A 22,421-nucleotide genomic window follows, 5' to 3' on the forward strand; every position below is an offset into this window, starting at 1 on the left:
CGGAGGTCCACCTACGTGTCCGTGCCAAGCCCGGAGCAGCTGCAGCTGATTAAGCCGGCCCACACCCCCCAGGCCAATGTCCGCAACTTTTCCATCATCGCGCACATTGACCACGGGAAGTCGACATTGGCCGACCGGATGCTCCAACTCACCGAGGTGGTCAACCCGCGGGAGATGCGCGAACAGTTCCTGGACCGGATGGACATTGAGCGCGAACGCGGGATCACGATCAAGAGCCAGGCCGTGCGCATGCCCTGGGTGGTGGGGGATGAAGCCTACGCCCTGAACATGATCGACACCCCCGGCCACGTCGACTTCACCTACGAGGTGTCCCGGTCGTTGGCCGCCTGCGAAGGGGCGTTGCTACTGGTTGATGCCGCTCAGGGGATCGAAGCGCAGACGCTGGCTAACCTGTACCTGGCTTTGGAAAACGAACTGGTCATCATTCCGGTGTTGAACAAGATCGACCTGCCCGGGGCGCAGCCGGAGAAGTACGCGGACGAGCTGGCCTCGCTGATCGGGATTTCCCCCGACGAAGTCATGCTGGCTTCGGGGAAGACCGGCGAGGGAGTGGCTGAGATTCTCGATCGGATCGTGCGGGAGGTTCCCGCACCCGCCGGGGATCCCACCGCCCCTACCCGGGCGATGATCTTTGACTCCGTTTACGACTCCTACCGCGGGGTGGTGACCTACGTGCGGGTGGTGGACGGCTCGCTCAAGCACCGCGAGCGGATCAAGATGATGTCGACCGGCTCGGTTCACGAGCTGCTTGAGGTGGGCGTGATCAGCCCCGACCCGGTTCCGGCGGGCGGCCTGGGTGCCGGTGAGGTCGGCTACCTGATCACCGGGGTGAAAGACGTGCGCCAGTCCCGGGTTGGTGACACGGTCACCACTTCGGTTCGGGGGGCGACCGAGGCCCTGTCCGGGTACCGGGACCCGAAACCGATGGTGTTCTCCGGCATCTACCCGGTGGACGGATCTGATTTCCCCGATTTACGCGAAGCGCTGGTCAAGTTGCAGCTGAACGATGCCGCCCTGACCTACGAACCCGAGTCGTCGGTGGCCCTCGGATTTGGTTTCCGCTGCGGCTTCCTGGGGTTGCTGCACCTGGAAATTGTGCGCGAACGGCTGGAGCGAGAGTTCAACCTGGACCTGATCGCCACCGCGCCGAACGTGGTCTACTCGGTCACCAAGGAGGACGGGACCGAGGTGCGGGTGGAGAACCCCTCGGCTTTCCCCGACGGCAAAATTGATCAGGTGCGTGAGCCGATGGTGGCCGCCACGATCCTGGCCCCCTCGGAGTTCGTCGGCGCCATCATGGAGCTGTGTCAGGAGCGCCGGGGAGCCCTCGGTGGGATGGACTACCTTTCGCCCGAGCGCGTGGAGCTGCGCTACCGCCTCCCGCTCGCCGAAATCGTCTTCGACTTCTTTGACCAGTTGAAGTCGCGCACCCGCGGCTACGCCTCGCTGGACTACCACGAGGACGGCAGCGAAGTGTCCGACCTGGTCAAGGTCGACATCCTGCTGAACGGGGAGCAGGTCGATGCCTTCTCCGCCATTGTGCACAAGGATGCGGCGTATTCCTACGGGGTGAAGATGACCAAGCGGCTGAAGGAACTGATTCCGCGCCAGCAGTTTGAGATCCCGGTCCAGGCGGCGGTCGGGTCCCGTGTGATTGCCCGCGAGACGATCAAGGCCCTCCGCAAAGACATGTTGGCCAAATGCTACGGCGGCGACATTTCGCGGAAGCGGAAGCTGCTGGAGAAGCAGAAGGAAGGGAAGAAGCGGATGAAGTCGATCGGGCGCGTGGACGTGCCCCAGGAAGCCTTCATCGCGGCCCTCACCTCGGACGCCCCCACCGGAAAGAAGTAAATGGAACAGTTGCACACGGCCGATGAGGTCCAGTTTCGGGCGCGCACCAAATCTTTTGTGCGTCGCTCCCGCGGCTTGGCGCAAAACTTGAGTCGGGTCCTGGACCAGCACGGCGCCACCTACCTGGTTCCGGTGGCTCGGGCCGACTCGGCCACCACCATTGCCCCCGACACGAAGATCGACTGGGACCAGCAGTTTGGACGCCGCGCCCCCCTGGTGGTTGAGGTTGGCTCGGGGAACGGTGAGCAGATTGTGGCTGCCGCGGCGGCCCACCCGGAGCAAAACTACCTGTCCTTTGAGGTCTGGCACCCCGGGGTCGCCAAGATGATCTCGCGGGCGGCCAGCGCCGGCGTGACGAACCTGCGGATCGTGGAAGCCGACGCGGCCCAGGCGCTGCCGCTCCTGCTGGGCCCGGACTCGGTCAGCGAAGTGTGGACCTTCTTCCCCGACCCGTGGCGGAAGAAGCGCCACCACAAGCGGCGGCTGGTGGACGGTGAGTTTGCCGGCGCGGTGGCCACAATCCTGGCCCCGGAAGGATGCTGGCGCCTCGCCACCGACTGGGATGACTACGCCTGGCAGATGCGCGACACGATCGAGGCGGAGCCGAACCTGGTTAATCCCCACCGGGGCGCCCGGCCCGACCCGCTCGATCCTGAGCCCACCCGCGGTGGGTTCGCCCCCCGGTTCCCCGGCCGCCTGCTGACCCGGTTTGAGGAAAAGGGGCTGGAGGCCGGCCGGACCGTCCACGACCTGACCGCGATCAAACCCGCCCGGAAAGAGCAGGCGTAACCGTGGGGAGTCTTCCGCCCGGAGATCCCTGGCCTCCGGCTCCCGACCGGTGGGACCGGGCCCAACAGCTGGGGGCCGAGCGGCCCACCAGCGCCTACATTCACGTCCCCTTCTGCACCGTTCGGTGCGGATACTGCGACTTCAACACCTACACCACCGAGTTCGGTCCGGGGGCGGACCGAGCCACCTACGCCCAATCCGTCCGAGCCGAGATTGCCCACTCCGCGCGCCGGCTGAGCCTGGCCCCGCCGGCCCCGCTGCAAACTGTCTTCTTCGGGGGCGGCACTCCCACGCTCCTCGACCCGGCCGAACTCGGCCTGATTTTGGCCGAGCTGAACTCCTCTTTCGGGTTGGCACCGGGCGCGGAAATAACGGTGGAGGCGAACCCGGAAACGCTGACCGAAGACCGGGTCCGCCAACTCGCTGACCTCGGCATCACCCGGCTCTCGGTCGGAATGCAGTCCGCCGTGCCCGAAGTGCTCTCGGTGCTGGATCGTCAGCATCGGCCCGAACAGCTTCCGCTGGTGGCCCAGTGGGCCCGGGCGGCCGGCCTGTCCTACTCGGTGGACTTGATCTACGGGGCTCCGACCGAGACGGTGGCCCAATGGGAGACCTCGCTGCGGGTGGCACTGGCCCTGGACCCCGACCACCTGAGCGCCTACTCCCTGATCGTCGAACCCGGGACCAAGTTGGCCGCCCAGGTAGCCCGCGGGGACCTGCCGGCGCCCGACGACGACGAGGCGGCCGAAAAGTATCAGCTGGCGGATCAGCTACTGGCCGAGGCGGGCTACCGCTGGTACGAGATTTCGAACTTTGCCCGGCCCGAGCCGGGGGAGGAGGGTCTGGTTGCCACCGAACTGACCCACGCCTCCAAACACAACCTGGCCTACTGGCGGGACTGGAACTGGTGGGGGTACGGGCCCGGAGCCCACTCGCACTGGGGTGACCTGCGCTGGTGGAATGTCAAGCACCCGCGGGCCTACGCGGGCCGACTGGACCAGGGGCTCGACCCGGCGCTGGCGGGCGAAACACTAGACGAGCCAACCCGGGCCCTCGAGGCACTGATGCTGGGGATCCGCACCGCGGAGGGGTTGGCCTTGGGGCCGGAGCTCTCCGGAGTTGATCAGCTGCTGGACCGGGGGTTGGTTGAGCTGAACGCGGCCGGGGATCGGCTGACGTTGACTTTATCCGGGCGCCTGCTGGCCGACCTGGTTACCCGGACTTTGGCCGGGTGGGAGTAGTTTCCAACTGGCGCAGGCACGCCCAAAAACCCAGGGCGGTGAACACCGAACCCGCCAGGGCCAGCGCGTGACTGGCATAGTACGAGTTGACCGCGAACACCTCGGTTCCGGGCTGGTTTACCTGCCCGTTTAGGATCAGCAGGCCCAGTCCGATCCCCAGCGCTCCCACGCCGAGCAGGACAATGGCGGCCAGGTAGAGCCCGCGGAGCGGATAGTGGCGGCGGGGGGCCGGGCGGACCAGTCCGCGACGGGACAACCAGATCAGAGCCACCAGCGCGACGCTGAGCGCCACCAGGTCTCCGCCCAACGTGTCGCTCAGCCGGTGCCACCTGGCCGCCACCGTGAGGGCCCCAATCCCGGTGGCCCAGGTCAACGTCAAGAACATGGCGATTCCACGCCAGCGCAGTGGGATCACCAGCAGGGTGGCCAGGAGCAGTGACATGGCGATCGTGGTGTGGCCGGAGGGAAACGAGTTGTGCAACAGGTTCGGAGGCGCATCCACCAGCTCGGGACGGGAAAGCAGGAACCGTTTCAACCCCTCGGCAATTAGCGTGCTCCCCGCCACCACCGCGGCGGCCCCCACCCCCAGGCGCCAGCCGGCTCGCCACCATCCCAGGGCTCCGAGCCCCAGGACGGCCACCCCGAGGGAAGTGCGAGAGATTACTGCCAGCGACGAGTTGTCCACCTGGACCGAGTTCCCCGGGGCCAGGCCCGCCCCGATCAGGGCGGCGTTTTCCACGGTTTGGCCCCAGGCGGTGCGCACAAACAGCAGGTAGATAGCGGTGAAAACCAGTATCGCCCCGATTAGCGTGACCATCCAAAGTCGTTCACGCGAGGTGAGGGAACTGGTGCGGGTCTGGATCGGCAGGCTCATAATTTCATCATCGGGGAGGTCGGCGTCGGCGGCAACCTGCGCGAGTGCAACGCTCCACAAAACTGTTGTCCTCCTCGGGAACAGAGTAGGATTAGCACTGTATGTTCATGAGTGCCAACCCGGTTTGAGTTCGGATTGGCGTTGGAGAGGGGAGGCGAATGGCACGGGAACGACAACTTGAGATCCTCAGAACCATTGTGTCCCACTACGTCGATACCAGGGAGCCGGTGAGCTCCAAGACCGTGGCCGCCGATGGGGGAATGGACGTCTCGTCCGCCACGATTCGAAACGAAATGAACGTGCTGGAAAGCGAGGGGCTGATCTACCAGCCCCACACTTCTGCCGGGCGGGTCCCGACCGAACTGGGCTACCGAACTTTTGTCGACGGCCTGATCGATCTGCAACCCCTGCCCGAACCGCAGCGGCGGGCGATCGAACAGTTCCTGAATGAGGCGGTTGACTTCGAAGATGTCATTGCGCGGACCGTGCGCCTGCTGGCCCAGTTGACCCGCTCCGCCGCGGTGGCGCAGTTTCCGGTTCGCGCTGCCGCCCGCCTGCGCCGACTCGAAGTGGTGGACCTGGCTTCCCGGTGGCTGATCGTGGTGGCGATTACCAACGACGGGCAGGTGTATGAGCGCCGCCTGGACGCGGGTGAAGCCCCCGGTGAGGACGCCCTGACCGAGCTGAGGGATCGGCTGAACCTGCAGCTGGAGGACATGAGTGCCACCAGCATCCGGCTGATTGCCGAGGACGTGGTCAACGAGTTCAAGCCCGCTCACCGGCGCTTGGCCCGGCTGGTGGTCGACACCCTGCTGGAGCTGCTGTCCCAGCAAACCCAGTCCCGCCTGATCGTGGCCGGCCTGTCGAACCTCGCTCGGACCGGGGAAGATTTTGCCGACGTATCCGGGGTCCTGGATGCCTTGGAGCAGCAGGTGGCCCTGCTTCGGCTCCTGTCCGAGGTTCACACCGACCAGTTGCAGGTCTCGATCGGGACGGAAAACCGGGATGAGGACCTGGAGCAAACTTCCATCGTCTCCGGGGCCTACCACACGGCCGACAACGGCTCCGCTCACGTGGGGATCGTGGGTCCCACCCGGATGAACTACGCCCGTTCGCTGATAGCGGTAGAGGCCGTCTCACGCTATCTGTCCCGCCTAATGTTGGGGGAGAACCACTAGTGTTGCACCCGCTAGGAACTATCTGAGGAAGAGGCAAATTGAGGGATTACTACGAGGTCCTGGGGGTCTCCTCGAACGCCACGGCGGACGAGATCAAAAAGGCATACCGCAAGAAGGCCCGCCAGTTGCACCCCGATTATGCCGGGGCTGACTCAGAGGAAGCGTTCAAGGAGCTGTCGGTTGCCTACGACGTCCTGTCGGATCCGCAGAAGCGTCAGCAGTACGATCTGGGCGGCCCCGCTGCGTTCAGCGGGGGCGGAGCCGGACCCACCGGCGACTTCGGGTTCGCCGACCTGTTCGAGACCATGTTTGGTGGGATGGGCGGATTCGGGGGCCCGACCGGCCCCACCCAGCGCACCCGCCGCGGCCAGGACTCACTCATTGCGGTGGAGGTGACCCTGGAGGAAGTGGTCTTTGGCACCAAGAAGGAAGTCAAGGTCAACACCGCCATCGAGTGCGACGTCTGCCACGGCAGCTGCTGCGAGCCCGGAACCAGCCCGACCACCTGCCCCACCTGCGGGGGAACCGGCTCGGTCACCCGCGTGCAGCAGACGCTGCTCGGGGCGATCCGCACCTCAGCTCCCTGTCGCACCTGCCAGGGCCACGGGCAAACCATCGACCACCCGTGTCACGAGTGCGCGGGCGAGGGCCGCGTTCGCGCCAGTCGCACCGTCAGTTTTGAGGTTCCCGCCGGGGTGGAGAACGGCACCCGCATTCGTCTGGCCGGGAAGGGCGAAGTTGGCCCGGCCGGCGGTCCCGCCGGAGACCTGTACGTGGAAATCAGGGAGAAGCCGCACCCGCTGTTCGCCCGCCAGGGCATTCACCTGCACACGCGGATCGACGTGCCGGTGGCCTTGGCCGCGCTGGGGACCGTGTTTACCCTGGACACGCTGGACGGTCAGCAGGAGCTGGTCATTGACCCGGGAACCCAGCCCGAGGCGGAACTGACCCTGAAGGGACTGGGCGTGGCCCGCCTGGGCGGGTCCGGCCGGGGCAACCTCTACGTTCACGTTGGCGTCAAAACTCCGACCAACCTGGATGATCGCCAGCGCGAACTGCTGGAAGAACTGGCAGAACTGCGCGGAGAACAGCGGGTGGAGCCGGTGGGGGCCGGCACGCACGGCCCGCTCAAATGGTTCAAAGATAAGCTCGGTGGCCTGTGACCCTGCCGGTCTTTTTCGCTCCCGAACTTCTGGGGGCCGACCGCGATGATCGCGGCGCCGCCCTCTCCTGGTCGGGCCCGGAAGCCGACCACGCCCGCAAGGTGATGCGCCTGGGGCCGGCAGACCGGCTCGACCTGGTTGACGGGGCCGGCACCCGCGCCACCTGCGTGATCGAGTCGGTGAGTTCGACCGGGGTGGAGCTGACCGTGGCGGAATCCCGGGTGGAGCCCGCCCCGGCGGTGACCGTCACCCTGGTGCAGGCCCTGGCCAAAGGGGGCCGGGACGAACAGGCGGTTGAACTCTGCACCGAGCTGGGGGTGGACCGAATCGTCCCGTGGAGTGCGCAGCGCTCCATTGCCCGCTGGCCCGCTGACCGGGCGGAGAAGTCTCGGCAGAAATGGGTGAACGTGGTGCGGGCGGCCACCAAGCAGTCGCGCCGGGCGTTCCTGCCGGTGGTGGATCAACTGGTTGACTCGGGTCGGCTCGCCCAGCAACTGGCCGAAATCTCCAGGCGCGGGGGCCTGGTGCTGATTTGTGACGAGGAGGGGACCCGCACCCTGACTGATCAGGTTCACATGTGGGAGCAGACGGCAGGCGAAATCGTGGTGGTGGTCGGCCCGGAAGGGGGACTGACCGACGCGGAGCGGGATGCGTTTCGGGACGGCGGCGGGCAGCTGGTCCTGATTGGCCCCACGGTGCTCCGTTCCTCCACTGCCGGTGGGGCAGCCCTCACCCTAGTCAATGTGCTGACGGGGCGGTGGCGCTAAACTGGTGAGGAAAGTTGCTTCGATCGAGACAGAAAGCGATTCACCATCGTCATCTCCAACAACCTGGTAGACCCGGGTCGCCAGAGCCAGTACTTTAACCTTCCGGCCGACGTGGACCCCGCCGCTTTTCTGGGTCCGGCCGACCAGGTCGTCCGAACCATTGAGCGCGGATTCCCGCAGGTCGAAATCTACGTTGACCACCGTCAGCTGCGCGTGGTGGGGCCTCCCGCCACCGTCAACCTGGTGGTGACCCTGCTGGAAGAACTGGTTGCCCTCGTGCAGGACGGAGGCACCATTGACGCTGCCACCGTGCAGGAAGTGATCGCCCTGCTGCCCCCCGCCACCGCGGGGGTGCGCCCGCCCGCCCTCCAAACCGGTCGGGGCAAGGTCATCAAGGCGAAGACTCCCGGCCAAGCCGCCTACCTGGAGGACCTGGAAACCTACCCGATCGTGTTTGGGATCGGGCCCGCCGGAACCGGCAAAACCTATCTGGCCATGGCCGAGGCGGTCAGCGCCCTCCTGGAGGGCCAGGTGAAGAAGATTGTCCTCACGCGCCCCGCGGTGGAGGCGGGGGAGAACCTGGGCTTTTTGCCGGGCAGTGCCACCGAGAAAATTGACCCCTACCTGCGGCCACTCTTTGACGCCCTGGACGAACTGCTGGAGGAAGGCTCGCTGCCGCGGCTGATGGCCAGCGGTGCCATTGAGATTGCTCCGCTCGCCTACATGCGCGGCCGGACGCTAAACGACGCCTACATCATTTTGGATGAGGCCCAGAACACCACGCCCGCTCAGATGAAAATGTTCCTGACCCGGCTCGGCTTCGGCTCGCACATGGTGGTGACCGGGGACGACTCGCAAATTGACCTGGGCCGGGGGATGACCTCGGGCCTGGTGCTGATTCAGGAGATCCTGAAAGATGTGGCCCAGGTGAAGTTCTCCTACCTGACCAGCGCGGACGTGGTCCGAAACCCGCTGGTTGCCGAAATCATCGATGCGTACTCCCGCTGGGAAGCCGGGCGCCCCCAGGAGGCTGGAACCGGACCCGGATCCCGGCCTTCCCCCTCGTCAATCGAAAGGCAAACCCCGTGAGTGTTGAGGTGATCAACGAAACCACCTACCCGGTGGAACTGGCTGAATTTGGGGCCCTGGCCGAGTACGTGCTCACCCAGATGCACGTTGGCTCGGCCGTGGAACTGTCCATCATGTTTATCGATCCGGAGGCGATGGAACGCCTCCACGAGGATTGGCTCGGCCTGCCCGGCCCCACTGACGTGATGAGCTTCCCGATGGATGAGCTGCGGCCCGGCACCCCCGCCAGCCCGACCCAGGAGGGCATCCTGGGCGACGTGGTCATCTGTCCGGACGTGGCGGTAGAGCAGGCCAAAGCGGCCGGCCACTCCGACATGGACGAGATGCTGCTGCTGGCTACGCACGGGATTTTGCACCTGCTGGGCTACGACCATGCCGAGCCGGAGGAAGAGGAAATTATGTTCGGCCTGCAGCGCAAACTGCTGCTCACCTTCCTGGCCCAAGCATGAGCGACCTGTCGACCATTCCGTTTGTCCCCCTGCTGATTCTTGGGTTGGCGTGCCTGGCCTTGGCCGGGTTCCTAAGCGCCATCGAGATCTCCCTGTCCTCGCTGTCGCGCGCCTACGTGGAAGATCTGGCGGAGGACGGATCCAAGGCGGCGGTCCGCCTCAGCCGGGTGCTGGAGGAGCGGCCCCGCGCCGTGGTCGGGCTGCATGGAGCCCGCGTCGTCTCCGTCACGGTGGCGGTGCTCTCGGTCACCCTGGTCACGATGGATCTGCTGCAACCCAGCCAGCTGTCCTGGTGGGTGGTGGCCCTGATCGTGCTCGGCGTGATGGCCCTGATCGAAGTGCTGATGGTGCTGGTGCTGCCGTGGTTCATGGTGTCGCGCAACTACCTGAGCGTGGCGCTGCTGGGGAGCCGGCTGACGCTGCGCCTGCTGGCCGTCACCCACTGGTTTGACCCGCTGATCGGACGGGCTTCAGCCCGGCTCGGCAGTGAGCGTTCCGACGCCCAGCGCCTGGCTGTGGCGGAGGACCTGCGCGAAATTGCCGACGAGGTGGGCGAGGCCGACTCCTTCGACGAGGAGGACAAAGAGATGATCCGCTCGGTCTTCGAGCTGGGTCAAACCCGGGTTCGCGAGGTGATGGTGCCCCGCACCTCCATGGTCACCATTGAGAGCGACAAGTCGTTGGATAAGGCCCTGCGCCTGTTCCTACGCTCGGGCTTTTCGCGGGTCCCGGTGATCGGGCAGGACGTCGACGATGCGATTGGCATCCTCTACTTCAAAGACGTGGTGCGCCGACTGATAGACCATGCGGATCTGGCCGCCAGCCCGGTCATGTCCTACGTCCGCCCGGCAGTGTTCATCCCCGAGACCCGTTTCGTCGACGATGAACTGCGGGAAATGCAGGCCAACAACACGCACCTGGCCCTGGTCATCGACGAGTACGGCGGCGTTTCCGGCCTGGTTACGCTGGAGGACCTGATTGAAGAGCTGGTCGGCGAAGTGGTCGATGAACACGACCGGGCCGAACTGGAGCCGGAACAGCTGGCGCCCAACGTTTGGCGGGTCCCCGCCCGCTACTCCCTGAACGACCTGGAGGAGCTGGTTGGGCTCGAGTTTGACGACGAGGCGGTGGATTCGGTTGGGGGCCTGCTCACCTGGGCCATCGACCGGGTGCCGTTGCCCGGGGCGGAAGCCACCGTCCACGGTGTGCACCTGGTGGCGGAGGAAACGGTGGGCCGACGCAACGAAGTAGGATCAATCCTGGTGACCCGGGTGGACCCGGAGCCAGCAGCTGAGGAGGAGCAGGGTGAGTAGCGAACCAACGGAGTACCGCGCCGGCTTTGTCTCCATTGTGGGCCGTCCCAACGTGGGTAAATCGACCCTCACGAACGCGCTGGTGGGCCAGAAGGTGGCGATCACCTCGATGCGGCCCGAAACTACCCGCCACAATATTCGCGGCATTGTCAGCGACGAACGGGGCCAGCTGATCCTGGTCGACACCCCCGGCTACCACCGGCCCCGGACCCTGCTGGGCAAACGCCTCAACGACATGGTGCGCGAGGCCCTGGCCGACGTCGACGTGGTGGCGTTTTGCCTCCCCGCCGACCAGAAGGTGGGCCCCGGCGACGAGTTCATCGCCCGTGAGCTGAAGCATCTGCGGATCCCGGTGGTGGCGGTCGCAACCAAGATCGACAAGGTGAGTCGGGATCGGCTGGCCGAGCACCTGCTGGACCTGGACCGGCTGGGCGACTGGCAGGCGATCGTCCCGGTTTCGGCCCAAAAGGCAGACAACCTGCAGGTGCTGATCGACGTGCTGTTGGGACTGATGCCGGTCTCGCCCCCGCTCTACCCGGTTGGCGAAATCACCGAGGAATCGGATGAAACCCTGATTGCCGAGTTCGTGCGGGAGGCGGCGCTGGAGGGAGTGCGGGACGAGCTGCCCCACTCGCTGGCGGTCCAGGTGGAGGAAATGGTCGAGCGGAAAGCTCAGCCCGGCTCGAAGCGCCCCCCGATGGTTGACGTCCACGTGAATATCTTTGTCGAGCGGGACTCGCAAAAAGCCATCATCATCGGCAAAAAAGGTGAGCGGCTCAAAGAGGTGGGAACGGTCGCCCGCCGGGAGATTGAGCACCTGCTGGGTCGAAGGGTGTTCCTGGCCCTGCACGTCAAGGTAGCCAAGGACTGGCAGTCCGACCCGAAGATGCTGCGCCGGTTCGGTTTCTGAGGCTGACCTGGGATTTCCCGGTCCGGTTCGGCGCGCATCTGCGGTCTGGGCCGGCAGTATTTTCGCCTCTCGTCCCGATCCGGGTATGGTTCGAAGAGAGGAAGGGAGATTTTCCAATGGCTGCACCCCGGCAAGGACAGATGGAGCGGGTGGGGGAGCGTCCCTTTGACCTGATGGCCTCCGATTACGACCTGACCCTGGCGACCTACCCGGGGGGAGTGGTGGGTCGGCGCACCTTGGATCGACTCCGACAGGTGCGCGACCTGGGGGTGCATCTGGCGATCATCTCGGGCCGCGGCACGGTGGGTCTGATCAACAACCTGCGCCGCCACGACCTCGACTTTGAGGGCCTGTACGTGGTCGGCTACAACGGGGCGGAGGTGACCCAGGGCTGGGACGGAACGGTGCTGAACTCGTTCACCATTGAGCCGGATTTGGTCGCCGAAGTGATGGACGAGGTGAAGGGTTTCCCGGTGGAAGCGATTGTGCCCCACCACGACGACATCTTCACCGACCTGGAGGACGGGATTTTGGCCCGGATGGAGGCGAACCACAACCACACGGCGGTGACGGTGGTGCGGGACTGGGCCGGCCTGGGGGTCAAGCCGTTCAAGGTACTGGTTGGTGGCGAGCAGGCCGACCTGATTCGGGCAGCCGCTCACCTGGAGCAAAGTTTGGGGGACCGGGCGGAAATTGCCTTCTCGGCCCCGCAGCTGCTGGAGGTTAACGCGCGGGGAGTGTCGAAGGGACTGGCCCTGCGCGCCCTGGCCGAGCACCTGGGCTTGTCCCTGGAGCGAACCCTTTCATTTGGCGATAACGAGAACGACATTCCGCTGCTGCAGACCGCCGGGGTTGGGGTTGCCATGGGCAACGCGTTGGACTCGGTCAAGGCGATTGCGGATCGGGTAACCACCTCGGTGGACGAGGATGGGGTGGCGGATGTGCTGGAGGAGTTCTTTGGGCTCGACTAGCCGGGGGCACGTTCAAAAGATGAGCGCTAGTTGCGCTTGTTTGTGCTCCTCGCTACATTGCCCTTATGCGCTTTTCCTTACTTCTCGACCTGCTTATCCGCCGCGGCGTGCCTGAATCCTGATCGGAGGACGCGCCGCGGAGTGTTGGTTTCTGATCTCCCGAACTGGCAGCTAAGTAAGGAATAGAAGTGAAAACCTCAGGAAAGCGAAACGCCCAGCAGTCTTCCCGCATGCCCGTCTCGAAGTATCGGGCCGCACTGGACACCAACCCAATCAGCCTGCCGGACCGGACCTGGCCCGACCAGCGTCTGACCCGTGCCCCCCGCTGGCTCAACACCGACCTGCGTGACGGCAACCAGGCCCTGGTGGAACCGATGGATCCGGGTCGGAAGCGGAAAATGTTCGACCTGCTGGTCAAGATGGGCTTCAAAGAAATTGAGATTGGCTTCCCCGCCGCCTCGCAGACCGACTACGACTTCGTCCGTGCGCTGATTGAGGATGAAGCGGTGCCGGAGGACGTCACCGTCTCGGTCCTGACCCAGTCCCGGCCCGAGCTGATTGAACGCACGGTTCAGTCCCTGGTGGGTTTCCCCCGGGCCAACGTGCACCTGTACAACGCCACCTCCCCCCTCTTTCGCGAGGTGGTGTTCCGCAACGACTGGCCCGCCACCGTGGACCTGGCCGTCAGCGGCACCCGCGAAGTCATGGCGCAGGCAGAGAAGTTCCTGGACGACGGCACCGTGTTCGGGTACCAGTACTCGCCCGAGGTGTTCATCGACACGGAGATCGACAAGGCCCTGGAGATTTCCGAGCGGGTCAGCGACGTCTGGGAGGTGGGCGCGGATCGGGAGCTGATCCTCAACCTGCCGGCCACGGTGGAACGAACCACCCCGAACGTCTACGCCGACCAAATTGAATACATGTGTCGACACCTGACTCGGCGCGAGCACACGACCATTTCCGTCCACCCGCACAACGACCGTGGTACCGGTGTGGCCGCCACCGAACTGGCGCTGCTGGCCGGGGCCGACCGGGTCGAAGGCTGCCTGTTTGGGCAGGGGGAGCGGACCGGCAACGTCGACCTGATCACGGTGGCCCTGAACCTGTACACCCAGGGAGTGGACCCGGAACTGGACTTCTCTGACATTGACCGGATCCGCCAGGTGTCCGAATACTGCACCGGGATGCGGGTGCCGGACCGGACCCCGTACGCGGGGGACCTGGTGTACACCTCGTTCTCCGGCTCGCACCAGGACGCGATCAACAAGGGCTTTGCGCTGCGCCAGCAGCAAATCGACGAGGGGGCCAAGGAGAGCGAACTGGTCTGGCAGATTCCCTACCTGCCGATCGACCCGCACGACGTGGGCCGCTCCTACGAAGCGGTGGTCCGGGTCAACTCGCAGTCGGGCAAGGGCGGGATCGCCTACCTGATGTCCAACGCTCACTCGATGGAGCTGCCCCGGCGCCTGCAGGTGGAGTTCTCCCGCCTGGTCCAGCGCCACTCCGACACGGTCGGGGGAGAGGTCGACGCCGATACCCTGTGGCGGATCTTTGCCGACGCCTACCTGCCGACTTCGGCCGCGCCCGGCCTGGAGCCGTGGGGCCGATTTGTGCTCGGCAAGACCTCGGTGACCGCTGACAATGATGGGGCCCGGCTGCACGCCGAACTGTTTGACCAGGGCCAGCAGGTGATTCTCTCCGCCACGGGTAACGGTCCGATCGACGCTTTTGTTCGCGCCCTGTCCGAACGCGGAATGGACATTCGGATCCTCGACTACGCTGAGCACGCCCTCACCCACGGTGAGGATGCCGACGCGGCCGCCTACATCGAAGTGGAGTTCGACAACCAGGTGGTCTGGGGCGTGGGAATTGACCCCTCGATTGCCCGCGCGTCCTACAAGGCGGTGATTTCGGCGCTGAACCGCGCCCTGCGCTGACCATGCTGCGAACCTACCGCGACCAGGCCATTGTTCTGCGCAGCTACAAGCTGGGGGAAGCAGATCGGATTGTGATCCTCCTGGGGAAGGAATCCGGCCAGATTCGGGCGGTCGCGAAGGGAATCCGGAAGCCCACCTCCCGGTTTGGGGGACGACTGGACGCATTCAACCTGGTGGACCTGCAACTGCATCGGGGCCGAAACCTGGACACGGTAACCCAGGTGGAGTTGCTGTCCGGTTACGCCCGGCCGCTGGGAGAGAACTACGAGGCGTTCACCGCGGCCAAAGTGATGGTGGAAACGGTGCAGAAGCTGACCGAAAGCGCACCCGAACCCGCCTACTATCCACTGCTGCACGGGGCCCTGGGGGCGCTGGTGGCCGGGCGGATTCCTCCGGACCTGATCACCGCCTCGTTCCTGTTTCGCCTGATGCGCCTGGCCGGATGGGATCCGGCGCTCCACAGCTGCGCCGGCTGCGGGCAGCCCGGGCCGCACCGGCTGTTCTCCGCCGAGGTGGGAGGCTTCGTCTGCTCGAGCTGTGCGCCGCCCGGGTCCACGGAGGCGCCGCCCGCGGAGCTGATCCAGGCGCTGCTCAACGGCGACTGGGAGCAGGCGGGACAGACCGGGCCGCGTCAGGGTGAGCAGGTGCGCAACCTGGCGGGGTGGTGGACGCAGTACCATTTGGAGCAGCGGCTTCGTTCCTTCCCGTTCCTGCAAAAGGAGTCCGATGAGTATTCCTGACCCGCGTCCGATCCGGGCCGAAACCAAGATGCCCAAGCACGTGGCGGTGATCATGGACGGCAATGGGCGCTGGGCCAACGCCCGGGGGTTGCCCCGCACGGAGGGGCACCGCGCCGGAGAGTTGGCGCTGATGGACACCGTCGCCGGAGCGGTCGAGGCGGGGGTTGGTTACATCTCCATGTACGCCTTCTCGACGGAGAACTGGAGCCGATCCCCAGCTGAAGTGCGCTTCCTGATGGGCTATTCTCGGGACACCATTCGGCGCCGAGCCGCCCAGTTGCACCGGTGGGGGGTGCGGATCCGCTGGGTTGGACGGGCCCCGCGCCTGTGGAAGTCCGTAATCAACGAGCTGCGGGCGGCGGAAGAACTGACAGCCAACAACCGCGGGACACAGCTGCTCCTGTGCGTCAACTACGGTGGGCGCGCAGAGTTGACGGATGCGGCTCGGGCTCTAGCCGAAGAGGTGGAGCGGGGCGAGCGTACCGCCCGCTCAATCAACGAGAAAGCGCTGGCCCGACACCTGTACGTCCCCGACGTACCCGACGTGGACCTGCTGATCCGCACCTCGGGGGAGCAGCGAATTTCGAACTTCCTGCTCTGGCAGCTGGCCTACGCGGAACTGGACTTTGTTGACCTGGCCTGGCCCGAGTTTGGGCGGGAACAGCTATGGGAGCGGCTCCTGGCTTACGGTTCCCGGCAGCGGCGCTTTGGCGGGGCAGTCGACCTGGTTGAGCCGGCGTGAAGCCCGCTGCTTGACCACCTTGAGCAGGTAGAACAGCGCCACGATCCCGACCAGGGCCACGTAGGACCAGGGGTTTCCGGCCAGGGCCGTCACCGCTGCGGTCCAGACGGCCAGCAGCCCCAAACCGTAGAGAAAAGCCCAGGCGATGGCGCCCGGGATCATGGCCAGGGTGAAGCGGCGCCAGTTCATTCGCACCACGCCGGCCCCGGCAATGATGGCGGTTTGAATGCCAACGGTCAGGAAGCACAGCGGGATGATGACGATTCCCCACCGTTCCAGCAGGGCGGCGCCCTTGCGGGGAGTGGGCCCGTCGAACCAGGCTGCCAGGCGGGCCTGCCAGCCGGTGGTTTTCTTGGTGCGGGCGGCGGCAGCCGGAAGGGTCCGCGCCAGCCAGTAGGTGCCTTGGGCGCGGCAGAAGACGACGACGAACAGGAAGCCGATCAGGAGGGGGCCGGATTCGGCCCAGGAGGGGACACTCATGAGGAGGGGACCTTACTGTAGCACTGCTCGCAGAGACCAAAGATCTCCAGGAAGTGGGTGGGCTGGTGGAAGCCGTGTTCGGCGGCCAGGTTGTTCACCCAGGATTCGAGCAGCTCCGGCCTGATTTCCTCCACGCGGCCACAGGACCGGCAGATCAGGTGGTGGTGGTGAGCTTCTTCAGTGCAGAGCCGGTACAGGATCTCCCCGTCCAGACCGCGAACCGTATCCACCTGCTGGTTGTCGACCAGGGTTTGCAGGTTGCGGTACACGGTGGCCAGGGATACCTTTTGGCCCGCTGAATGCAGATCGTCGTGCACCTGTTGAGCCGACCGAAAGTCACTCTGCTGGCTCAGCTGTTCTAGCACGGCGGCCCGCTGGCGGGTCATGCGTTGCACTGGTGCTCCTTCCTGGGAAAACACTCACTATCATACAAGGTTAGGCTTCCCTAACCACCTTTTCTCGGTGGTGGAGGTGCCACCTGCGCCACTGGCCCACGCCAACAAACATCAGGGCGTAGACCCCAATGGCCAGCATAACAATCATGGCTCCGGGGGAAAGGTCAACCGAAGTGGTGATCCAGAGGCCGCTGGCGCTCAGCACCGCCCCCAGGATCGAGGCCAGAGCCATCGTCTGGCGAAATGGGCGCCGCCACAGCTGCACGATAGCCACCGGAATGATCATCACCGCCGAGACCAGCAGTGCCCCCACCACCCGCATGGAGATGGCCACGGTCAGCGCGGACATAACCGCAATCAGCATTGAGAGGCCCCGAACCGGCAGGCCTGACGTCTGCGCGAAATCCTCATCGTTGCAGACGGAAAACAGGGCCGGGCCCAGACCGACACCCAGAGCAATCACCACTGCGGCCAGCACCCCAATAATGGTGATGTCCATCCAGGTGACGGTGGCCAGAGAGCCAAACAGGTACGAGTTCAGCTGGGTGGAGGTGCCGCCGGCCACCCCCATCAGCAGGACGCCCCCGGCGATGCCGCCGTAAAACAGGATGGCCAGCGCGACGTCAGCGGAGGAGCGGCCCGAGCGGCGAACCAACTCAATCACCACCGCGCCGATGATCGAGGTCAGGATCGCCCCGGGGATGGCCAGCTGATCGACGGGGACCAGGTTGGTGGCGGTGCCGACCAACCACCCGAGGGCCACCCCGGTCAGGGCCACGTGCCCAATGCCGTCGCCAAGCATGGCCAGGCGCCGCTGAACCAGGTAGGTGCCGACGATGGGCGCAGACAGGCCGACGAGGACCGCGGCCAGCAGGGAGCGCAGCAGCAGTGTCTCAATCATTTGATCTCCAGGTTCATCCCGGGAGCCACCCCGCGCCGCGGCGGCTCGTGATGGTGATGCTCCTCCTCGGTCAGGTGGGCGCCGTCGTGCACCAGGTGGCCCGAGGAGATCCGGAGTTCCCGGTCAATCAGCGGCCGCAATTCGCCGAGCTCGTGGAGCACGATCAGCGAGGTGTGGCCGGCCGCCTTCTGGGCGCCGATCACCCCGGCCAGGACCTCGCGGTTGTGTCGGTCCAGTCCGGTCAGTGGCTCGTCCAGCAGAAGCATTTGGGGCTGGCGGACCAGGGCGCGCGCGATCAAGGTCCGCTGCTGCTGGCCGCCGGAGAGCTGTTGGAAGATGTCCCGCTGGCGGGCGCGAAGTCCGACCAGTTCGAGAGCCTCGTCCACCTGGGCTTTAGAGCCGCGGGGGCGCCACCAGCGCCGGGGCCCCAACAGGCCGGTCTCGACGATTTCCCGGACCGAGCTGGAGATGCCCCCGCCGACCGAGTTTCGTTGCGGGACGTAGCCAATCTGCCCCCAGGGAACCTGGTGGACCGGCCCGCCCCCACCGGGCAGCTCCACCCCGAACAGGTTGATCTGTCCGCTCTGGTGGGGAATTAGACCCAAGAGTGCCTTGAGCAGGGTGGACTTGCCCGAGCCGTTGGCCCCGGTGAGGGCCACGCAGCTGCCCGCGGTGATTTCCGCACTGATTCCGTGCAGGATGGGGGCCGCGCCGTAACCGACCTCCAGCTCATGAAAGCTGATGGGTATCATGCTCCCATCCAACCCTCTAATGAGAATGGATGTCAACTGGAGTTAGTTCTCCAAGGTTGAGAGATCCCCCTCGTCCTCTCCCAGGGCCCGCGCCCGCAGCACCCGGCGCATAATCTTGCCCGAACGGGTCTTGGGCAGCGTCTCCACGTAGATGATCTCCTCCGGCTTAGCAATCGGTGACAGGTGGTGGGAGACGTGGGCGCGAATGTCCTCGGTCATCTCCCTGGACCCGGCAAAGCCCGGATTCAAAACCGCGTAAACGTGAATGGCGTTGCCCTTGACCTCGTGGGGCAGGCCGATGGCGGCCGCTTCCGCCACCGCCGGGTGCGAGGCCAGGGCCGACTCCACCTCGGCCGTTCCCAGCCGGTGGCCGGACACCTTGATGATGTCGTCGGTTCGCCCCAGCACCCAGAAGTAGCCATCCTCGTCTCGTCGGGCCGCGTCACCGGTGACGTAACGGTCGGCGGTCAGCGACCAGTAGGTGTCCACGTAGCGCTGGTCATCCTTGTAGATGGTGCGCATCATGGCCGGGTTGGGATGCTTGAGCACCAAGAATCCCTCCGTGTTATCCGGCACCGGATTCCCGTCCGCGTCGACCACTTCGGCTTCCTGCCCAAACACCGGGTGTCCGGCAGAGCCGGGTTTCTGGGGCATCGAGGGCACCCCGGCGATCTGGAAAATGCCGGTCTCGGTCTGCCACCAGGTGTCCATGATGGGGGCTTGCCCCTGGCCCACCACCTCGTAAAACCAGCGCCAAGCCTCCGGATTGATCGGCTCACCCACTGATCCCAGCAGGCGCAACGAACTCAGATCGTGCCGGTTGACCCAGGCGTCGCCAAACCGCATCAGCGAGCGGATGGCAGTGGGGGCGGTGTACATAATCGTGATCCCGAAGTGCTCTACCAGCGACCACCAGCGGTCCGGGTGGGGATAGGTCGGCCCGCCCTCGTACATGAAGATGGTGGCCCCGTTCAGCAGGGGACCGTAAATCAGGTAGGAGTGGCCAGTGATCCACCCGGCGTCAGCCGTGCACCAGTAGCGGTCCTCGTCGTGAATGTCGAAGGTGTTGCGCAAAGTGGTGTACGTGCCAACCATGTAGCCGCCGTGCGTGTGCAGGATGGCTTTCGGCGCCCCGGTCGAGCCGGAGGTGTAGAGGATAAACAGCGGGTGCTCGGAATCGACCTGGACGGTCTCGCACCGGCCGCGCGCAATAGGGAGCGCCGTCAGATCGTGGTACCAGTGGTCGCGGAGCGGGTCCATCGTCACTTCGGTGCCGGTCCGGCGCACGACCACCACGTTTTCGACCGTGGGGGAGAAGCGCACCGCCTCGTCCACGATCTCCTTCAGCGGGAAAATGGAGCCGTTGACCCAGGAGCCGTCCGCGGTGATGACGATCTTTGATTCGGAATCGTCAATCCGGGAGGTGAGCGCGTCGGCCGAGAAGCCGGCGAAAATCACCGAGTGGACCGCACCAATCTTGGCGCAGGCCAGCATGGCGAAGAAGACCTCCGGAATCCGCGGGAGGTAAATGGTTACCCGGTCCCCCTGCTGGACCCCCATGGCTTTGAGGACGTTAGCCATCACCTCGACTTCGCGATTCAGAGAGAAATAAGAGAACGTCCTGGTTTCCCGGCCATCTTCGGACTCCCACAGCAGGGCTAGCTTGTTCTTGCGCGGACCATCCAGGTGGCGGTCCACCGCGTTGGTGACAATGTTCGTCTTCCCACCCACAAACCACTTGTAGAACGGCTTATTCGAGTCGTCCAATACCTGATCCCAGGGCTGGGACCAGGTCAGCTCGGCTGCCTGGGCCGCCCAATAAGCCTGGGGATCGGCGGCTGCCTCTCGTTCCACCTTGGCCCAGTCCTGGACCCAGGCGTGATCGATCGTTTCTTGGTTGGGGTAGTAAACGGATGTCATCAAAAGCCTCCTCGTTGTGACTTAGGTCCTAGAATGACACAGTCACCGGAGGTTTGTCATCAGCTGGTCGTCAGCGTCGCCACATACTCTCGCAGGACCCGCTCAGCCACCGGCGCCTCCATCGTGCCGACGGTAGCCAGGAGCGCGGGCCGCAGCCCGTCGGGCAAATCCGCCCCCGTCGACAGGTTGAGCACGTGCCCGCCGGCCACTTTCACCAGGTGGATGCCAGCGGCCACATCCCAGGGGCCGAACGACATGCCCAGCAGGGCTCCCTCCCAACCGGCGGCCACCATGGCCAGGTCCAGGGCGCTGGCCCCGGTCCGCCGCACCACCATGTAGTTGGTGGTCAGGTCGGTGAGGTGGCGCAGAGCTAGGTCGGGCTCCACCAGCAGGGCGCGGCGGTTGGGGTAGTAGCTGACCAGCAGGGCCCCGTTCTCGGTCCGGGGCCCGCGCGAGTGCAACTCGGTGATCCGCCCCTCCCGGTCCACGTGCCAAGCTCGCTCCAGGTCTGCAGCAAAAAGTTCCCCGGTGTAGGGGATGGTGATGGCGCCCGCCACCACCTTTCCATCCAACTCGGCCGCCACCGACGTGCCAAAGTAAGTGGAGCCCGAGGCGAAGTTGGCAGTTCCATCGATCGGGTCCACCAGCCAGCGCACCCGTGCTCCCAGCCGGGCCAACTCCGGGTCAGCCGGGGTCGCCTCGCCCCCCTGTGAAGGGTCGGTGGAGGCCGGTTCCAGGGGGAGCACCTCCTCGCCCATCTCCTCTCCCAACAGCCGAGAGCCCGGAATCGCGCGCCCGAAGAACCGGCGCAAATCCGCCTCGACCGCCCGATCGTGGACCGTCACCGGGTCGTGCAAATCGCGCTTAGTCTCGTAGGAAGAGATGGTCCGAGCCACCCTCCGCAGGTAGGGGGCCACGCTGAGGGCGCCCGCCGATGCCAGGTCTGCCAGGCGCGCTGCCAGTTCCACTTTGGATGCCACAATCTTGCCTTTCGAACGGTCTTCTGGTCCCATTGTGTTACTAGTCGAAGGAAAAAGACACCTTGCACGTGACCAAGTCCACCCGAACGAATGGGGTCGAATCGGGAAAAGACTTTGGGCCGACTGCCAGTCCGTGGCAGAATAGGGGACTGTACTCAGCCGCTGTTGACCCCTCTCATCTCGGTGGCTGTGTCCGGGGAAAGTGAACGCCGCGTGACCCACCGTGACGTTTCCAAGTACCAACCTGATTTGAGCTAGGAGTACCACACCAGTGGCAGTTCGTATTCGTTTGAAGCGCATGGGCAAGATCCATGCACCCTTCTACCGCGTCGTTGTCGTCGATTCACGCAAGAAGCGTGATGGCCGCGTCATCGAAGAGGTGGGCATCTACAACCCGATGCCCAACCCGTCCATCATTGAGATTGAGTCCGAGCGGGTGCAGCACTGGCTGAAGGTGGGCGCGCAGCCCTCCGACACCGTCCGTCGCCTGCTGGTTCTGTCCGGTGACATCGCCCGGTTCAACGGCAAGGAAGACGCCGTCAGCCGGATCCAGGTTGCCAACGTGGACCGCGAAGCCGAGGCCAAGGAAGCGGTGGAAGCCGTTCAGGCCAACGCGCAGAAGGCCAAGGCTAAGGCTGCGGAAGAGAAGGCAAAGCAGGAAGTTGCCGAAGAGCCCGCCGCTGAGGCAGAAGGCGAGTGACCATGCTAGCCGATGCTCTGGAACACCTTGTCTTAGGCATTGTTGACCATCCGGAAGATGTGCGCGTTTCGTCGCGGCGTCAACGGCGCGGTCAGCTGCTGGAAGTGCGGGTCAACCCGGAAGATCTGGGCCGGGTTATCGGCCGCAACGGCCGCACCGCGCGGGCGCTGCGCAAGGTCATCTCCGCATTGAGCACCGGCGGCTTTGTCCGCGTTGACGTGGTGGACGGCCACTAAGTCCACCGGACTACAGACAAAA

General features: G+C 65.2%; 22 protein-coding genes and 1 pseudogene. 16 read left to right on the plus strand and 7 right to left on the minus strand.

The window, feature by feature from the left end; genetic code table 11:
• The first annotated feature begins 15 nt into the window (after window positions 1-15).
• The 3 genes from lepA to hemW are packed head-to-tail and all read left to right on the plus strand — an operon-like array spanning window position 16 to window position 3,902.
• Window positions 16-1,872 (plus strand): translation elongation factor 4, encoded by a 1,857-nt coding sequence (gene lepA, locus SAC06_RS04005; protein ID WP_350258923.1) that lies wholly within the window; start codon window positions 16-18, stop codon window positions 1,870-1,872.
• Window positions 1,873-2,661 (plus strand): tRNA (guanosine(46)-N7)-methyltransferase TrmB, encoded by a 789-nt coding sequence (gene trmB, locus SAC06_RS04010; RefSeq protein ID WP_350258924.1) that lies wholly within the window; start codon window positions 1,873-1,875, stop codon window positions 2,659-2,661.
• A 2-nt stretch (window positions 2,662-2,663) separates the two neighbouring features.
• Entirely contained in the window at window positions 2,664-3,902 is a 1,239-nt protein-coding gene (hemW, locus tag SAC06_RS04015; RefSeq protein WP_350258925.1) for a radical SAM family heme chaperone HemW, read from the plus strand.
• On the opposite strand, the gene SAC06_RS04020 is transcribed toward hemW, so the two are convergent.
• Complete coding sequence (locus tag SAC06_RS04020; protein ID WP_350258926.1) at window positions 3,874-4,776, minus strand: phosphatase PAP2 family protein; 903 nt, start codon at window positions 4,774-4,776, stop codon at window positions 3,874-3,876. The two genes, hemW and SAC06_RS04020, sit on opposite strands and share 29 nt — an antisense overlap.
• 158 nt (window positions 4,777-4,934) lie before the next feature.
• Between SAC06_RS04020 and hrcA the strand changes: the two genes are divergently transcribed.
• The 11 genes and pseudogenes from hrcA to SAC06_RS04075 all read left to right on the plus strand — a co-directional run bounded on the left by hrcA (window position 4,935) and on the right by SAC06_RS04075 (window position 16,035).
• A complete protein-coding gene (gene hrcA, locus SAC06_RS04025; protein WP_350258927.1) occupies window positions 4,935-5,954 on the plus strand; it encodes a heat-inducible transcriptional repressor HrcA in 1,020 nt (339 codons plus the stop codon).
• A gap of 38 nt (window positions 5,955-5,992) precedes the next feature.
• Window positions 5,993-7,117 carry a molecular chaperone DnaJ gene (dnaJ, locus tag SAC06_RS04030; RefSeq protein WP_350258928.1) on the plus strand — a complete coding sequence of 375 codons (1,125 nt, stop codon included), beginning with the start codon at window positions 5,993-5,995 and terminating at the stop codon, window positions 7,115-7,117.
• A complete protein-coding gene (locus SAC06_RS04035; protein WP_350258929.1) occupies window positions 7,114-7,884 on the plus strand; it encodes a 16S rRNA (uracil(1498)-N(3))-methyltransferase in 771 nt (256 codons plus the stop codon). The genes dnaJ and SAC06_RS04035 overlap by 4 nt, the downstream gene beginning before the upstream one ends.
• Before the next feature lie 111 nt (window positions 7,885-7,995).
• A complete protein-coding gene (locus tag SAC06_RS04040) occupies window positions 7,996-8,973 on the plus strand; it encodes a PhoH family protein (protein ID WP_350258930.1) in 978 nt (325 codons plus the stop codon).
• Window positions 8,970-9,422, plus strand: a complete 453-nt coding sequence (gene ybeY / locus SAC06_RS04045) for an rRNA maturation RNase YbeY (protein WP_350258931.1) — start codon at window positions 8,970-8,972, stop codon at window positions 9,420-9,422. Before SAC06_RS04040 ends, ybeY begins: the two co-directional genes overlap by 4 nt.
• Window positions 9,419-10,735, plus strand: coding sequence for a hemolysin family protein (locus SAC06_RS04050; protein ID WP_350258932.1), 1,317 nt, complete (start codon window positions 9,419-9,421; stop codon window positions 10,733-10,735). Before ybeY ends, SAC06_RS04050 begins: the two co-directional genes overlap by 4 nt.
• Before the next feature lie 4 nt (window positions 10,736-10,739).
• Window positions 10,740-11,645: pseudogene (era, locus tag SAC06_RS04055) on the plus strand (GTPase Era); the annotation flags it as partial.
• Window positions 11,646-11,761: 116 nt separating this feature from the next.
• The gene (locus tag SAC06_RS04060) at window positions 11,762-12,616 is read left to right on the plus strand and encodes a Cof-type HAD-IIB family hydrolase (protein WP_350258933.1); all 855 of its coding nucleotides are present in this window, start codon (window positions 11,762-11,764) and stop codon (window positions 12,614-12,616) included.
• A gap of 188 nt (window positions 12,617-12,804) precedes the next feature.
• Window positions 12,805-14,553, plus strand: coding sequence for a 2-isopropylmalate synthase (gene leuA, locus SAC06_RS04065; RefSeq protein WP_412766228.1), 1,749 nt, complete (start codon window positions 12,805-12,807; stop codon window positions 14,551-14,553).
• A 2-nt stretch (window positions 14,554-14,555) separates the two neighbouring features.
• On the plus strand, window positions 14,556-15,293 hold the full coding sequence (recO, locus tag SAC06_RS04070) for a DNA repair protein RecO (RefSeq protein WP_350258934.1): 738 nt from the start codon (window positions 14,556-14,558) through the stop codon (window positions 15,291-15,293).
• Window positions 15,280-16,035: an isoprenyl transferase gene (locus SAC06_RS04075; protein WP_350258935.1), complete on the plus strand. Its 756-nt coding sequence runs from the start codon at window positions 15,280-15,282 to the stop codon at window positions 16,033-16,035. Before recO ends, SAC06_RS04075 begins: the two co-directional genes overlap by 14 nt.
• On the opposite strand, the gene SAC06_RS04080 is transcribed toward SAC06_RS04075, so the two are convergent.
• The 6 genes from SAC06_RS04080 to SAC06_RS04105 are packed head-to-tail and all read right to left on the minus strand — an operon-like array spanning window position 15,958 to window position 21,463.
• A complete protein-coding gene (locus SAC06_RS04080; protein ID WP_350258936.1) occupies window positions 15,958-16,515 on the minus strand; it encodes a hypothetical protein in 558 nt (185 codons plus the stop codon). The genes SAC06_RS04075 and SAC06_RS04080 overlap by 78 nt on opposite strands.
• Window positions 16,512-16,901 carry a Fur family transcriptional regulator gene (locus SAC06_RS04085; protein ID WP_350259150.1) on the minus strand — a complete coding sequence of 130 codons (390 nt, stop codon included), beginning with the start codon at window positions 16,899-16,901 and terminating at the stop codon, window positions 16,512-16,514. Before SAC06_RS04085 ends, SAC06_RS04080 begins: the two co-directional genes overlap by 4 nt.
• Before the next feature lie 49 nt (window positions 16,902-16,950).
• Window positions 16,951-17,811 carry a metal ABC transporter permease gene (locus SAC06_RS04090; protein WP_350258937.1) on the minus strand — a complete coding sequence of 287 codons (861 nt, stop codon included), beginning with the start codon at window positions 17,809-17,811 and terminating at the stop codon, window positions 16,951-16,953.
• Window positions 17,808-18,563: a metal ABC transporter ATP-binding protein gene (locus SAC06_RS04095; protein ID WP_350258938.1), complete on the minus strand. Its 756-nt coding sequence runs from the start codon at window positions 18,561-18,563 to the stop codon at window positions 17,808-17,810. The genes SAC06_RS04090 and SAC06_RS04095 overlap by 4 nt, the downstream gene beginning before the upstream one ends.
• 42 nt (window positions 18,564-18,605) lie before the next feature.
• A complete protein-coding gene (gene acs, locus SAC06_RS04100; protein ID WP_350258939.1) occupies window positions 18,606-20,483 on the minus strand; it encodes an acetate--CoA ligase in 1,878 nt (625 codons plus the stop codon).
• Window positions 20,484-20,542: 59 nt separating this feature from the next.
• Window positions 20,543-21,463 (minus strand): inositol monophosphatase, encoded by a 921-nt coding sequence (locus SAC06_RS04105; RefSeq protein ID WP_350258940.1) that lies wholly within the window; start codon window positions 21,461-21,463, stop codon window positions 20,543-20,545.
• Window positions 21,464-21,734: 271 nt separating this feature from the next.
• Between SAC06_RS04105 and rpsP the strand changes: the two genes are divergently transcribed.
• Together rpsP and SAC06_RS04115 are read left to right on the plus strand one after the other, a co-directional pair.
• A complete protein-coding gene (gene rpsP / locus SAC06_RS04110; RefSeq protein WP_350258941.1) occupies window positions 21,735-22,163 on the plus strand; it encodes a 30S ribosomal protein S16 in 429 nt (142 codons plus the stop codon).
• A 2-nt stretch (window positions 22,164-22,165) separates the two neighbouring features.
• On the plus strand, window positions 22,166-22,399 hold the full coding sequence (locus tag SAC06_RS04115) for an RNA-binding protein (protein WP_350258942.1): 234 nt from the start codon (window positions 22,166-22,168) through the stop codon (window positions 22,397-22,399).
• Window positions 22,400-22,421 lie beyond the last annotated feature (22 nt).

This window comes from Scrofimicrobium sp. R131 (assembly GCF_040256745.1).
Lineage (GTDB): Bacteria > Actinomycetota > Actinomycetes > Actinomycetales > Actinomycetaceae > Scrofimicrobium > Scrofimicrobium appendicitidis.

Bases quoted from the DNA above. Each gene is read 5' to 3' on its own strand.
- acs (WP_350258939.1), bottom strand. From the start codon at position 20,483: ATGACATCCGTTTACTACCCCAACCAAGAAACGATCGATCACGCCTGG.
- SAC06_RS04050 (WP_350258932.1), top strand. From the start codon at position 9,419: ATGAGCGACCTGTCGACCATTCCGTTTGTCCCCCTGCTGATTCTTGGG.
- hrcA (WP_350258927.1), top strand. From the start codon at position 4,935: ATGGCACGGGAACGACAACTTGAGATCCTCAGAACCATTGTGTCCCAC.
- trmB (WP_350258924.1), top strand. From the start codon at position 1,873: ATGGAACAGTTGCACACGGCCGATGAGGTCCAGTTTCGGGCGCGCACC.
- SAC06_RS04075 (WP_350258935.1), top strand. From the start codon at position 15,280: ATGAGTATTCCTGACCCGCGTCCGATCCGGGCCGAAACCAAGATGCCC.
- SAC06_RS04090 (WP_350258937.1), bottom strand. From the start codon at position 17,811: ATGATTGAGACACTGCTGCTGCGCTCCCTGCTGGCCGCGGTCCTCGTC.
- recO (WP_350258934.1), top strand. From the start codon at position 14,556: ATGCTGCGAACCTACCGCGACCAGGCCATTGTTCTGCGCAGCTACAAG.
- SAC06_RS04095 (WP_350258938.1), bottom strand. From the start codon at position 18,563: ATGATACCCATCAGCTTTCATGAGCTGGAGGTCGGTTACGGCGCGGCC.
- SAC06_RS04085 (WP_350259150.1), bottom strand. From the start codon at position 16,901: ATGACCCGCCAGCGGGCCGCCGTGCTAGAACAGCTGAGCCAGCAGAGT.
- SAC06_RS04115 (WP_350258942.1), top strand. From the start codon at position 22,166: ATGCTAGCCGATGCTCTGGAACACCTTGTCTTAGGCATTGTTGACCAT.
- SAC06_RS04060 (WP_350258933.1), top strand. From the start codon at position 11,762: ATGGCTGCACCCCGGCAAGGACAGATGGAGCGGGTGGGGGAGCGTCCC.
- SAC06_RS04080 (WP_350258936.1), bottom strand. From the start codon at position 16,515: ATGAGTGTCCCCTCCTGGGCCGAATCCGGCCCCCTCCTGATCGGCTTC.
- SAC06_RS04020 (WP_350258926.1), bottom strand. From the start codon at position 4,776: ATGAGCCTGCCGATCCAGACCCGCACCAGTTCCCTCACCTCGCGTGAA.